The 13,620-nt window shown below is 71.7% G+C and carries 9 protein-coding genes and 1 pseudogene; 6 read left to right on the top strand and 4 right to left on the bottom strand.

All coding sequences use genetic code 11. The features are described from left to right. Positions 1–73 precede the first annotated feature (73 nt). Positions 74–985, top strand: coding sequence for a type IV toxin-antitoxin system AbiEi family antitoxin domain-containing protein (locus tag AC3EU2_RS17215; RefSeq protein WP_488177495.1), 912 nt, complete (start codon positions 74–76; stop codon positions 983–985). A 132-nt stretch (positions 986–1,117) separates the two neighbouring features. On the opposite strand, the gene msrB is transcribed toward AC3EU2_RS17215, so the two are convergent. Together msrB and AC3EU2_RS17205 are read right to left on the bottom strand one after the other, a co-directional pair. Next, complete coding sequence (gene msrB, locus AC3EU2_RS17210) at positions 1,118–1,549, bottom strand: peptide-methionine (R)-S-oxide reductase MsrB (protein WP_488177494.1); 432 nt, start codon at positions 1,547–1,549, stop codon at positions 1,118–1,120. Positions 1,550–1,618: 69 nt separating this feature from the next. Continuing rightward, complete coding sequence (locus AC3EU2_RS17205; RefSeq protein WP_488177493.1) at positions 1,619–4,030, bottom strand: ExeM/NucH family extracellular endonuclease; 2,412 nt, start codon at positions 4,028–4,030, stop codon at positions 1,619–1,621. 195 nt (positions 4,031–4,225) lie between these two features. On the opposite strand from AC3EU2_RS17205, the gene AC3EU2_RS17200 reads away from it, so the two are divergent. The 4 genes from AC3EU2_RS17200 to AC3EU2_RS17185 all read left to right on the top strand — a co-directional run bounded on the left by AC3EU2_RS17200 (position 4,226) and on the right by AC3EU2_RS17185 (position 10,190). After that, positions 4,226–6,367: an ATP-dependent DNA ligase gene (locus AC3EU2_RS17200; protein WP_488177492.1), complete on the top strand. Its 2,142-nt coding sequence runs from the start codon at positions 4,226–4,228 to the stop codon at positions 6,365–6,367. Beyond that, positions 6,360–7,592: an alpha/beta hydrolase family protein gene (locus AC3EU2_RS17195; RefSeq protein WP_488177491.1), complete on the top strand. Its 1,233-nt coding sequence runs from the start codon at positions 6,360–6,362 to the stop codon at positions 7,590–7,592. The genes AC3EU2_RS17200 and AC3EU2_RS17195 overlap by 8 nt, the downstream gene beginning before the upstream one ends. Positions 7,593–7,752: 160 nt before the next feature. Beyond that, entirely contained in the window at positions 7,753–9,198 is a 1,446-nt protein-coding gene (locus AC3EU2_RS17190; RefSeq protein ID WP_488177490.1) for a dicarboxylate/amino acid:cation symporter, read from the top strand. Further along, positions 9,195–10,190: an LLM class flavin-dependent oxidoreductase gene (locus tag AC3EU2_RS17185; protein WP_488177489.1), complete on the top strand. Its 996-nt coding sequence runs from the start codon at positions 9,195–9,197 to the stop codon at positions 10,188–10,190. Before AC3EU2_RS17190 ends, AC3EU2_RS17185 begins: the two co-directional genes overlap by 4 nt. Positions 10,191–10,412: 222 nt before the next feature. Here the strand turns inward: AC3EU2_RS17185 and AC3EU2_RS17180 are convergent. Then, positions 10,413–10,988: pseudogene (locus tag AC3EU2_RS17180) on the bottom strand (dihydrofolate reductase family protein); the annotation flags it as partial. Between the two features lie 51 nt (positions 10,989–11,039). Here AC3EU2_RS17180 and AC3EU2_RS17175 point away from each other — a divergent pair. Then, positions 11,040–11,909, top strand: a complete 870-nt coding sequence (locus tag AC3EU2_RS17175) for a polyphosphate kinase 2 family protein (RefSeq protein WP_488177488.1) — start codon at positions 11,040–11,042, stop codon at positions 11,907–11,909. Between the two features lie 3 nt (positions 11,910–11,912). Here AC3EU2_RS17175 and AC3EU2_RS17170 read toward each other — a convergent pair whose 3' ends face one another. Further along, on the bottom strand, positions 11,913–13,556 hold the full coding sequence (locus AC3EU2_RS17170) for an acyl-CoA dehydrogenase family protein (RefSeq protein ID WP_488177487.1): 1,644 nt from the start codon (positions 13,554–13,556) through the stop codon (positions 11,913–11,915). Positions 13,557–13,620 lie beyond the last annotated feature (64 nt).

Here is a 13,620-nt window from a genome sequence, read left to right as displayed (position 1 = left end):
TCCCGGCCCGGGCGTCCACAGGTGGCGGCGGGTGGGCTTCCGGCGACCGCGGTCCAGCGCCGAGATTGCTGGCATGTACCTCGACGACCTCGTTCGCATCGCTGGTGGCCAGCACGGCATGTTCACGACGAAGCAGGCCGCCGACCTCGGGGTCGGACGCAAGGGTCTGCGTGAGGCGGTCCGCTCCGGTTCCGTGCGCCATCCGGCGCGAGGGCTGTATGCCGTGTCCGCCCTTGTCGACACCGAGGCGGTTCCGTGGCAACGCCACCTGGCCGCCGGGGCCCACCTGCTCTACCCGGACGCGGTGCTCACCGGGGTCACCGCGGTCCTGGCCCACGGTCTCCCGGTCTGGGGCTGCCGACTCGACCGACCGGACCTGCTTCGGCCGATCGAGCGACAGGCGGGAACCAGGCCCTACCGGGTTCGGCCCCTCCGAGGCACGCCCGTCGACGGACCGTGGGGGCCGACCGTGCCGCTGGCCGAAGCGCTGGTGCAGCTGTGCATGGACCACGGGATCGTCCAGGGCGTCGTGTCCGCGGACGCGGCGCTCCACCGTGGGATGGTGTCGATGGATGAGCTCCAGGCGGCTGTCGACGCCGTCGCGACGTGGGCACGCTCGCACCGTCCGCGGGCGACGATGACGCACGTCGACGCCAAGGCCGAGTCCGTGGCAGAGAGCCGAGCCCGCGTCGAGTTCCATTCACACGGCATACGCGTCGTCTCGCAGGTCCTCGTCCGGGACTGGGACGGGTCGGTCATCGGGCGAGCCGACTTCGGCGTCGAGGGGACCAACGTGCTCATCGAGGTCGACGGGAAGATGAAGTACGCCGACGGGGACCCTCAGGTCCTGTGGCGGGAGAAGCGACGCGAGGACGACATGCGGGCCGCGGGCAAGATCGTCGTGCGGGTCACGTGGTCGGACCTCGAGACGCCGGGCAAGGCCTCCGCCAAGGTGCGGCGGGCGATGCCCGCGGTCAGCGCCTGACACCTGACACCTGGGCTGCCGGCTGCGGGCTGCCGGCTGCGGGCTGCGGGCAAGGCAAACGGTTCCGGAGCAAGGGAACGGAACCCTTGCTCCGGAACCGTTTAACGGGGACGGCGGGAAACGGTCCCAGGGTCAGGCGTCGGGGGAGGCGGGACGGAGGTTCATCGCGATGCTGTTCATGCAGAACCGCTGGTCCGTCGGCGTCTCGTAGCCCTCACCCTCGAAGACGTGGCCGAGGTGGCTGCCGCAGGTCGCACAGCGCACCTCGGTGCGGGGACGGCCCGGGAGCGACGAGTCCTCGAGGAGCTCGACGGACTCGCCGGCCAGCGGGCTGTAGAAGGACGGCCAGCCGCAGTGGCTGTCGAACTTCGTCGTCGACGTGAACAGCTCGGCCCCGCAGGCGCGGCACGAGTACACGCCCTCGGTCTTGGTGTCGGTGTACTCACCGGCGTAGGGGCGCTCGGTGCCGGCCTCGCGAAGGACGGAGTACTCCTCCGGGCTCAGCTCGGCGCGCCACTCCTCGTCGGACTTGGTGACGGCATACGTGCGGTTCGTGGGCTCCATGACAAGAGGTAACCACGAGGCCCCCGGGATCGTTCCCGGGGGCCTCGAGGGTCGTGCGTCAGGCCGGCGTCAGCGCGGACCGCGACCGTTGACCTGCAGCCCGATGAGCAGCGGGTCGTGGTCGGACGACGAGAACGGCGTCGCGGCGAAGAAGTCGGTCACGTTGTAGTTGCGACGCGAGTACTGCATCGCGACGGACTCGTCACCGTTGATGTCCCAGACTCCGGCGCCGGTGACCATCTTCAGGGCCTTGGCGTTGGCGAACCCGTGGTCGAGGGAGCCGAGGCGCCCGTCGAACTGGTAGCTCGCCGAGCCCTCGTCGAACGCCTTCGCCAGGTTGGTGAAGCCGGCCGCCTCGATGATGCGGATCGGGTCCTCCCTGGAGTACGCGTTGAAGTCACCCACGAGGAAGACCGCCTCGTCGGCGAACTGGGTGTTCGCCCACGTCGTCAGGGCCTTGGCCTGCTCCACCCGCGAGGGGTTGGCGTTGCCTTGGCCGGTGCCGTCGTCCGCGCCCGAGCCCTTGGACTTGAAGTGGTTGGCGATGACGACGAACGGGCTGCCCGCGTTGAGCGCCTTGAACTTCTGCGCGAGCGGGTAGCGCGCGTTGGCGAACGCCCCGTCGAGCAGGATCTGCGAGGCCTCGAGCGGCTTGACCCGGTCCTTGCGGTAGATGAACGCCGTGCGGATGACGTCCTCGTTGCTCGGCGTCACGGTCGGCGAGGCGACGTGGGCCCACTGGCCGCCACCGGCGTTGAGCGCGGTGACGAGTGTGGCGAGGGCCTTGTCCCGGGGCTGGCCCGGCAGGTAGCTGATCCGCGCGGAGTTCTCGATCTCCTCGAGCGAGATGACGTCGGCCCCGAGACCCTTGATCGCCGTGACGATCTTGGTCTCCTGGTCCTTGAACGCCTCCGGGGTCCACGCGCCGCGAACCTCGCAGAAGTTCGTCGTCACCGGGTTGCCGTCGCGGTCGGCGAAGTACGGGCAGTTCTTGTAGGTGTCCTCGGTGGCCCCCAGGTCGGGGAAGTAGTTGAGGACGTTGAAGGTCGCGAGCTTGAGGTTGCCGCCGACGGCGGGGGCCGTGAACTCACGGTCGTTCTCCGTGGTCACCGGGTCGTCGGAGTCGGTCGCGCCGACGACCTGCCCGGTGGGCTGGTAGTTCCACTGGAAGCGGTAGTCGAGGATGACCGGCTTGGCGAAGGAGACCTGCGAGCCGGTGCGCATCGGCTCGTCCTGCGAGAGGTAGGGCAGCGGGGAGTCCTGGGCGATCTCGTTGCGGATGTAGTCCCAGCTCGAGCCGTCGTCGAGGGTGACGTACTTCTTCTTGTTCTCGGCCTCGTATGCCGTCGCAGCGGCTCCGGGGAGGACGACGTCGGTCGCCGTGTAGAGCGGCTCGTCGCCGACCGCGAGACCGACCTGGCCGTACTGGTTGAGTCCGTAGTTGTTCGTGATCGTGTAGGTGCCCTGCGGCAGGACGAGCATGCCTTCGTACTGCTCCTTGTCGGCGTCGGTCACCGGGAGGGTGGGCAGTGCGATGGGCGCGACCGGGGCGCAGTCGGTGGCCGGGGCCACGGTCGGCTTGGTCAGCTCGGTGAGGGTGCCGAACTCCACGACGGACGCGGTGACCGTGTAGCACTGGCCGGCCGCGACGTCGGTGGTGCCGAAGACGAAGATGCCGTCGGACGCGCCCGGGGTGGCGTCGGTCGTGCCGCCGGTGCCCGGGGTCTGCAGGTAGAAGCCGTTGAAGCCGCCGGTCGGGTAGACCGCGGAGACGACACCGGTGGTCTCGACCTGCTTGCCGACCATGGGGGAGACCGGGCCGGTGCCCTGGATCTCGGCGATCGACGCCTTGGTGACGACGGGAGTGGGGTCGGGGTCGGTCCCGCCGCCGCCCGACGCCGCGGGCGTCGGTGCGCCGACGGTGAAGTCCGCCGCATTGTTGTCGGAGTCCACGAAGGTGGCGTTGCGAGCTGCCGAGGTCGTGTTCGACAGTGCGCGAGTCGCGGTGCCCTCGAAGAGGTTGGCCGTGCCGTAGCCGACGCGGTCGACGAGCGTGCCGGATGCGTCGAAGAGGTCGACGCGACCGTTGGTCCCGCTCATGGCGGCGTTGCCGCTCGCGTCAGGCTCCGGCAGCGCCGCGCCTGCGCCCGCGCCGGCGGCCTGCTTGATGAGGTAGGTCTTGCCCGCCGGGATGCTGCCGGACAGGGTCGTCGACCCTCCGGAGCCACCACCGGACGAGAAGTACTCGACCTTCCAGCCGGCGAGGCTGATCGGGGCCGAAGCGCGGTTGCCCAGCTCGATGAAGTCGTTCTGGAAGGGTGCGCCGGAGTTGCCGCCACCTCCGTAGACCTCGGAGATGACGACGGTGGTGGACACGGCGCTGGCGGGAGCGGCCGTGAGCAGGGCGGTGGCCCCGGCGAGCGGCAGGGCGACGAGCGGCGCGGCGATGGCGGCGCACGTCCGACGGGAGAATGCGGACATAGGGAGTCCTTCGAGGGCAGGGAGTGAACTCCCAGACCGTATGCCGTTCGCACACTTTTGTCTGTAGTCCGGCGGGTAAGCGTTCGGCAAACTCTGGGAACCCGGGGCGCCGTCGGGATCGGGTCGTTTCGGCTGGTGACGGCGCCGGAACGCGCGATCGGCTCGCGTGTCGTGGTGCCTCACTAGGGTGAGGCCATGACGGGTGCGACGACGATGGAGATCGACGGGCCGGACGGCTCACGCGAGGTCCGGCTGTCCAGCCCGGATCGGCTCATGTGGCCCGGGGACGGCATCACCAAGGGTGACCTCGCGGCATACGTCGTCTCGGTCGGCGACGCCCTGGTGCGGGCGATCGGGGACCGGCCGGTCACCCTCCAGCGCTTCCCGGAGGGGATCGACGGCGAGGAGTTCTACCAGAAGAACCCGCCCAAGGGCATGCCCGAATGGATCCGCACCGTGCCGTGCCGCTACCCGTCCGGCCGCCGCCACGACCAGCTCGTCGTCGACGAGGTCGCCGCCGCCGTGTGGGCCGTCCAGATGAACACCATCACCTTCCACCCGTGGCCGGTGCGGACGGCCGACAACGACAACCCCGATGAGCTGCGGATCGACCTCGACCCCCAGCCGGGTCGTACCTTCACCGACGCGGTCGAGGCCGCGGTCGCCCTGCGCGAGCTCATGGCGGAGCTCGGCCTCACCGCGTGGGCCAAGACGTCCGGGAACCGCGGCGTCCACGTCTTCGCCCGGGTCGCGCCCGACCACGAGTTCCTCGACGTGCGCCACGGCGTCATCGGCATCGCCCGCGAGCTGGAGCGCCGCCTCCCCGACCTCGTCACGACGTCGTGGTGGAAGGAGGAACGCGGGGAGCGCGTGTTCGTCGACTTCAACCAGGCCTGTCGTGACCGGACCATCGCCTCGGCGTACAGCCCACGGCCCCTTCGCGGCGCCCCCGTGTCGATGCCGGTGTCGTGGGAGGAGCTCGTGACGGTCGCCCCGGGCGACTTCACCGTCCTCACCGTGCCCGAGATCGTCGCCGACCGGGGTGACGCCTGGGAGGGCATGGGCGACACCGTCGGCGACGTGCTGCCGGCGCTGGCCCTCTGGGACGCCGACGTCGAGCGCGGCCTCGGCGAGCTCAACTTCCCCCCGGACTACCCGAAGATGCCCGGCGAGCCCCCGCGCGTGCAGCCGAGCAAACGGCGCACGGACCGCGCGGACGAGGACTACATGCGGCCCAAGGCCGAACGTGACGCGGAGCTGCGTGAGCAGTGGGGTATGCCGGTCGTGCCGCCGATCTCGCCCATGCTCGCCAAGCCGAGCAAGAAGCTCATCGAGGGCGAGGTCAGCTACGAGCCGAAGTGGGACGGGTTTCGCTCGATCATCTACCGCTCCGGCGACCAGGTGGAGATCGGCAGCCGCAACGAGAAGCCCATGACCCGCTACTTCCCCGACGTCGTCGAGGCCGTCCTCGCGAACTTCCCCGACAAGTGCGTCGTCGACGGCGAGATCATCCTCGTCCGGCCCGGGGAGGACCGGCTCGACTTCGACCTGCTGCAGCAGCGGATCCACCCGGCCGCCAGCCGGGTCAAGAAGCTCGCGGCGGAGACGCCCGCGAGCTTCGTGGCGTTCGACCTCCTCGCCCTGGGGGAGCGCGACCTCATGGGTGAGCCGTTCGCGGTCCGCCGGACCGAGCTCGAGAAGGCCTTCGCCGACGTCGCCGCCCCCATCCACCTCACCCCTGCCACGCGCGAGGTGGCGCAGGCGCAGGAGTGGTTCGAGCAGTTCGAGGGCGCCGGGCTCGACGGCCTCATGGTCAAGTCGCTCGACGGCACCTACGAGCCGGACAAGCGCACGATGCACAAGCTCAAGCACGAGCGGACCGCCGACTGCGTGGTGGCGGGCTACCGCACCCACAAGAGCGGCGACGACGTCATCGGCTCGCTGCTGCTGGGGCTCTACGACGACGAGGGCACCCTGACCAGCGTCGGAGTCATCGGCGCGTTCCCGATGGCCCGGCGCCAGGAGCTCTTCGAGGAGCTCCAGCCGCTCGTCACCGACTTCGACGACCACCCCTGGGCCTGGGCGAAGCAGGAGGAGGGCACGCGGACCCCGCAGAACGCCGCCGGGTCCAGGTGGGCGGTGGGCAAGGACCTCTCGTTCACACCGCTGCGCCCCGAACGCGTCGTCGAGGTGCGCTACGACCACATGGAGGGCGCGCGCTTCCGCCACACCGCCCAGTTCGTGCGCTGGCGCCCCGACCGCGAGCCGGAGTCCTGCACGTACTCCCAGCTGGAGGAGCCGGTCTCCTACGACCTCGCCGACGTGCTCGATGCCTGAGATGTCCGGCCTGCGCCGGGCGTCGCTGGCCGCCGCCGCCGTGGGGGCAACCACGACGGTCGCGAGCGCCGCGGGCTCGCTCGCCGCCGCGGCATACTTCGCGCGCCGGGTGCTCACTCCCGAGCGCAACCGGCCGGACGACGTCGAGATCCTCGACGTCCGCCCCGGGCGCGTCGTGCTGTCGGCGACCGCGGAGACCGTGGTGCCGGGCCGCTACGGCCTGTGGCTCGACGGCGGCCGCGGCCACGCGCGACTCGGCGCCCTGGTCGACACCGACGTCGCCGAGGACACGGTCGCGCGCGAGGTGCTCGGTGTCGACGCCGGAGAGCTGCGCCCCGGCGGCGCCCGCTTGGACGGGTACTACTACGCCGGCACTCCCGACACGGCGCTCGGGCTGCGCAGCGAGCACGTCCACGTCGACGGAGAGCTCGGCCCGATGCCGGCCTGGCTCGTCCCGGCGGAGGGTGGCACCGGGTCCCGCTGGGCCGTGCTCGTGCACGGCCGCGGCGCCCAGCGGCAGGAGACCCTGCGTGCGCTGCCGGTGCTGCACGCCGCGGGGTGGACCACGCTCGTGCCGACCTACCGCAACGACGAGGACGTCCCGGCCGGGCCGGACGGGCGCTACAACCTCGGGCTCTCGGAGTGGCGCGACATCGAGGCGGCCGTGGAGCACGCCGTTCGCTCGGGGGCCGAGGAGGTCCTGCTGGTCGGCTGGTCCATGGGCGGCGCGATCGTGCTCCAGTTCCTCGACCGGTCGCCGTGGGCCGTCGTCGTGTCACGGGTCGTGCTCGACGGCCCGGTCATCGACTGGGGCGACGTGCTCGCCCATCACGCCCGGCTGCACCGCGTTCCCCGTGGCGTCGGGTCGCTCTCGCGCACGATGATGGGCCGGCGCTGGGGGAGGCGCCTCGTCGGTGTCCACGAGTCCGTCGACGTCGCCCGCACCGACTGGGTGCGCCGCGCCGACGAGCTCACGCATCCCATCCTGCTCATCCACTCCGCCGACGACGAGTTCGTCCCGGTGGGGCCGTCGCGGCAGCTCGCGCAGCACCGACCCGACCTCGTGACCTACGAGGAGTGGCGCGTGGCGCGGCACTGCAAGGAGTGGAACACCGAGCCCGAGCGGTGGGAGCGGCTCGTGCGTGACTTCGTGGCCGCGGACGTAGCTGCGGACGTGGCCGCGGACGTGGCCGGGGGCGTGTCCGGGGACCTGGCCCGGGAATAGCCCCCGCGCGGGGACGGTTGGCGCCCTCGTGAGCATCCTCAAGCCGACCCCCGCCCTCTGGCGGCGGCTGCACGTGGACCTGAGGCTCGACGCCAGCGACCGTTGACGGTCCTCACCGCGTCCGCCCCGTCCGCCCCACCCCTGACCCAGGAGCTCCTCCATGTCCGCCAGCACCCCTGACGCCGTCACGCCCGCGTCGCCCGCCATCCGACGATCAGGCCGATCGGGCCGATCGGGCCGACCCAGCGTGCCGTTCTGGGCGCAGGTCTTCGTCGGCCTCGTCCTCGGTGTCGTCCTCGGCTTCGTCGCCCGCCAGTTCGACCAGGCGTGGCTCGCCGAGACCCTCAAGACCGTCGGCGGGATCTTCGTCCAGCTGCTCAAGGTCATCGTCGTCCCGCTCGTGCTCACCGCGATCATCGTCTCGATCGCGAACCTCCGGCAGGTCACCAACGCCGCCCGGCTCGCCGTCGAGACCCTCGTGTGGTTCGCCGTCACCGCCGCCGCCTCGGTCGTCGTCGGCATCACCCTTGGCCTCGTCACCAACCCCGGTGCCAACGCGACGCTCGACACCGCGGCCGGCGAGGCCCCGAGCAGCACCGGCAGCTGGCTCGACTTCCTCACCTCGATCGTGCCGGGCAACTTCCTCGGGCTCGAGGTCTCGACGTCCGCCGAGGACGGGGGAGCCCTGAGCTCCAGCCCGTCGTTCAACATCCTCCAGCTCGTCGTGCTCGGCATCGCGATCGGCGCGGCGTGCCTCTCCGTGGGCGCCAAGGCCGAGCCCTTCGTCAACCTCACCCGCAGCGCCCTCGAGGTCTTCAGCAAGCTCGTGTGGTGGGTCATCAAGCTGTCGCCGCTCGGCACCGCGGCCCTCATCGGCTCGGCCGTGGCGAACTACGGCTGGGACCTCCTCGGTCCGCTCGCGATCTTCACCGCCGACGTCTACCTCGGCTGCGCCATCGTGCTGCTCGTCATCTACCCGATCGTCGCCCGAGCCAACGGCCTCAACCCGGTGAAGTTCTTCGCCGGTGCCTGGCCCGCGATCCAGTTCGCCTTCGTATCGCGCAGCTCGATCGGCACGCTCCCGCTCACCCAGCGCGTCGTCACCCACAACCTCGGCGTCTCGCGTGACTACGCCTCGTTCGCCGTGCCGATCGGCGCGACGACGAAGATGGACGGCTGCGCCGCGATCTACCCGGCCCTGGCCGCGATCACCGTCGCGCAGCTGTTCGGCGTCGACCTCGGCGTCACCGACTACCTGCTCATCGCGTTCGTCTCCATCGTCGGGTCCGCGGCCACCGCGGGACTCACCGGTGCCGTCGTCATGCTCACGCTGACGCTGTCCACCCTCGGCCTTCCCCTCGAGGGTGTCGGGCTGCTGCTCGCCATCGACCCGATCATCGACATGATCCGCACGGCGACCAACGTCGCCGGCCAGGCCCTCATCCCGACGATCGTCGCCAAGCGCAACGGGCTGCTCGACCAGGACGTCTACGACGCCAACACCTTCGGCGGCGCCGACGCCCGTCTCGAGCTCGACGAGGACGAGGCGACCGCTCCGTCCACCGACGGCGACCGCGCCCGCGACCGCGTGGCGGTGCCCGCGTGAGCGCCGCAGGACCGCGGCTCTCGCTGCTCGACCTCGCCACCGTCGGACGCGACCAGCCGATCGGGGAGGCCCTCGAGGTCAGCACGACGCTGGCGCAGAAGGCCGACTCCCTCGGCACCTTCGAACGCCTATGGTTCGCCGAGCACCACAACATGCCCTCGATCGCGTCGGCGGCCACCGCCGTCCTGCTCGCGCACGTCGCCGCCCGCACCGAGCGCCTCCGCGTCGGCTCCGGTGGTGTCATGCTGCCGAACCATTCGCCGCTCGTCATCGCCGAGCAGTTCGGCACCCTGGCCGAGCTGCACCCGGGACGCATCGACCTCGGTCTGGGCCGGGCGCCCGGCAGCGACCAGGTGACCACCCGGGCCCTGCGGGTCGACCCGCGCGCCTCGGAGCGCTTCCCCGACGACGTCCTCGAGCTCCAGGGCTACCTCTCCGACGAGAGCCTCGTGCCGACGATCCAGGCGATCCCCGGGCGTGGGACGAAGGTGCCGCTCTACATCCTCGGCAGCTCGCTCTTCGGCGCGCAGCTCGCGGCGGCGCTCGGCCTGCCGTACGCGTTCGCGAGCCACTTCGCACCCGATGCGCTCCAGCAGGCCGTCGAGGTCTACCGGCGCGACTTCCGCCCGTCGGCCCAGCGGTCCGAGCCCTACGTCATCGCGGCGGTCAACGTCGTCGTCGCCGACGAGCAGGAGCACGCCGAGGCGATGGCCGCGTCCGTGCTCCGCTCCCGGGTGCGTGCGCTGGCCTCGCGTGTCCCGGCGTATGCCGGCCGGCTCGACGACGCTGCCGTCGACGGGCTCATGGACTCACCGGTCGCCGCGCAGGCCCGACACATGATGACCTACTCCGCGGTGGGCGACCTCTCGACCGTGCGGGACTACCTCGACCGGTTCGCGGAGCACGCGCGCGCCGACGAGGTCATGGTCACCAACGCGGCCACCGGGCTCGACGACCGGCTCCGAGCCCTGGAGCTCCTCGCCTCCACCTGACCCCACCCGCACCCCCGCCCCGTCCTCCCGCCACCCGTCCCCAACTCGCCAATTCCTCCCCGTAGGGCCAGACACGCCGTGTGTGTCGCGGCCCGGAGGGGAGGAATTGGCGAGTCGGGCGCGGGGGAGGTGCCAGAGGCCGAGGACGGAGCCGTCCTCCTCGACGAGGTGGACGAGCTCGGCGTCGAGCCCTGACGTCCCGCCCAGCGGGTCGCCGGCCACCACCCTCGTGTGGTCCCCGCCAACGATCCGCGGGGCGAGGGTCAGGGCCAGCTCGTCGACCACGCCGGCGTCGAGGAGGTCGTGGAAGAGCCGCGGACCGCCCTCGGTGAGGACGCGCGGCATCCCGGCCTCGCGCAGCCGGGCCACGACGGCAGGGAGGTCGACCGCGTCGTCGCCCTCGACCCACACCTCGGGCCCCCCGACGCGGCCCGACGACGCGCACGTGACGAGCACGACGTCCCCGGGGCCGGTCGCCAGCGACTCGGGGAGGCGGCCGCTGCGGCTGACGACGACGATCGGCGTCGGGCCACGTCGGTAGCCCTCTGCGCGGGCGGTCCCGGCCCCCACGAGGACGCAGTCGGCGAGGCCGCGCTGGAGGTGGAAGACCCGCCCGTCGGCCTCGGTGTTGATCGACCCGCTGCGGCCGTCCCCTCCGACTCCGGACCCGTCGAGGGTCGACACGAAGTTGGCGCGGACGCCGCCGCCGTCGGGCCAGGCATAGAGCCCGGCGAGGTCGTCGTCGGTGAGGACCCCGGTGGGAAGCTGCCGCGAACGCGTGTCGAGGAGGAGTCGCATCGGGCGAGTCTGGCACCCCATGGACCGCGCCGCGCCTGACAGGATGCCGAGATGGCGAAGACGAAGAGCGCGAGAGACACGGCCCCGACGGACTACACCGCGGCACTGCGCGCGGGTGAGGGCTTCGACCTGCTCGCGCTCGACGCGCGGTCGACCCCGGGCTTCGACGGTGACAAGGCAGCGGGGGAGGCGGAGCTGGCGGGTCTGGGGGACCGGCTCGCCGACCTCCAGGAGCGCCTCTACGCCGAGTCGAGGGCGGGCGGCACCCGCTCGGTCCTGCTCATCATCCAGGGCATGGACACGTCCGGGAAGGGCGGGATCATGCGCCACGTCGTCGGTGCGTTCGACCCGCAGGGCGTCGAGATCACGTCGTTCAAGGCGCCCACCGCCGAGGAGAAGCGGCATCCCTTCCTGTGGCGGATCCGCAACGCCCTGCCGCGTGCGGGGGACATCGGTGTCTTCGACCGGTCGCACTACGAGGACGTGCTCATCGTCCGCGTCCACGACCTCGTGCCGCGCGGGCAGTGGTCGCGTCGCTACGCCCAGATCAACGCGTTCGAGCAGAAGGTCGTCGAGTCCGGGACGACCGTCATCAAGGTCATGCTGCACATCTCGAGCGACGAGCAGAAGGCGCGGCTGTCCGAGCGGCTGGAACGACCGGAGAAGCACTGGAAGTTCAACCCCGGTGACCTCGACGAGCGGGCCCACTGGGGCGACTACCAGGAGGCCTACCAGGCCGCGGTCGACCAGTGCTCGACCGAGGTGGCTCCGTGGTTCGTCGTCCCCGCCGACCGCAAGTGGTACGCCCGGCTCGCCGTCACCAACCTCGTCCTCGAGCACCTGCAGCGATTGGACCCGCAGTGGCCGAAGGCCGACTTCGACGTGGAGGCCGAGAAGCGCCGGCTCGCCGAGATGCCCTGAGCCTCAGGCGAACGTGCGGTCGAGGATCTCGGTGACCTGGGCGGTGCCGACGTCGGCCAGGGTGCCGAACGTCGCGCCGTGCCCGGAGCGGTCGAGACGGCCGGCGATGAAGGTGTCGCTGACGGCGGCGGGGGAGTGCCGCACCAGCAAGGCCGCCTGGAGGGTCACGGCCAGGTGCTCGACGATCCGTCGCGCACGCCACGGGCCGTCCTGGGTCGCCGCCTCGGCGACGAGCGCGGGGATCTCGTCGATGGCCCGGTCGAGCCGTGCGTCGTGGCCCCGCGCCGCCGACAGCTCCGTGTCGAGGGCGGCGACACTGGCCGGCTCCCGGGTCATCGCCCGGAGCACGTCGAGGGCCCCGACGTTGCCCGCGCCCTCCCAGATCGAGTTGAGCGGGGCCTCTCGGTAGAGGCGGGCCAGGCCGTTCTCCTCGACGTAGCCTGCGCCCCCGAGGCACTCGAGCGCCTCAGCGACCATCGGTGCGGTCCGCTTGCACACCCAGAACTTGCCGAGCGCGACGCCGAGACGTGCCAGCTCGTTCTCGCCGGCGTCGACGGCGTGCGCCATCCGCAGCCCCAGCAGCTCGGCGGCCTCCGCCTCGATGGCGAGGTCGGCGAGCACGTTGCGCATGAGCGGCTGGTCCACGAGCTGGGCGCCGAACGCGGAGCGGTGGCGGGCGTGGTGCACGGCGCGGACGACCGCCTCCCGCATCGTCGCCGAGGACCCGAGGATGCAGTCGAGCCGCGTCGACGACACCATGTCGATGATGGTGCGGATGCCCCGACCGTCCTTGCCGACCCGCACGGCCCACGCCTGCTCGAGCTCGACCTCGGACGAGGCGTTGGACCGGTTGCCGAGCTTGTCCTTGAGCCGTTGCAGCCGCAGGGCGTTGCGGCTGCCGTCGTCGAGGACTCGTGGCACGAGGAAGCAGGTCACCCCGGCCGGGGTGGTCGCGAGGACGAGGAAGAGGTCGCTCATCGGTGCCGAGAAGAACCACTTGTGGCCCGTGAGGCGGTAGGTCTCCCCGCCCTCGACCGGGCCACCGGGCGTCGCCGCGGCACGCGTGAGGGTGGCACGGACGTCCGAGCCGCCCTGCTTCTCGGTCATGCCCATGCCGGCGATGGCCGACTGCTTCCGCGCGACGGGCGCCAGCGTCGGGTCGTACTCGCGGGAGGCGAGACGGGGGCCCCAGCGGGCCGCGAGCGCGGGGGAGGAGCGCAGGGCCGGTGCGGCGGCATACGTCATCGACACGGGGCAGAGGTGCCCCGCCTCGGCGCGAGACCACGTGACGAAGCCGACGGCTCGCCGCAGGTGGGCACCGGTGCCGGCGGGGCGGGTCCACGGCTCCGCGGTCAGGCCGTGGCCGACGGCGGTGCGGAGGAGGTCGTGGTAGCCCCGGTCGTAGTCGACCTCGTCGACCCGGCGTCCGGTGCGGTCGTGGGTGCGCAGGCGGGGCGGGTTGCGGTGCGCATCGTCGGCCCAGGCCCGCACCTCGGCGCTTCCGGCGCGCCGGCCGAGGTCGGCGGGGTCGGTGACGTCCTCGGGGCGGCCCCAGCGAGCCATCGCCTCGACGGCGACGGCGTCGGTGGAGAAGAGGTCGTGGCCGACGAGGTCGGGCACCTGGTTGACGACGTCATCGGTGTGCACGCGCCGAACGGTAGTCCGAGAGGGGGCCTGAAGAAGCCAGTTGTGATCGGTCCGTGTCGGAGGG

Source organism: Knoellia sp. B-D-2 (assembly GCF_057714695.1).
The sequence above is the reverse complement of the archived record's forward strand: the minus strand, read 5'-3'. Positions and strand labels throughout refer to the sequence as shown.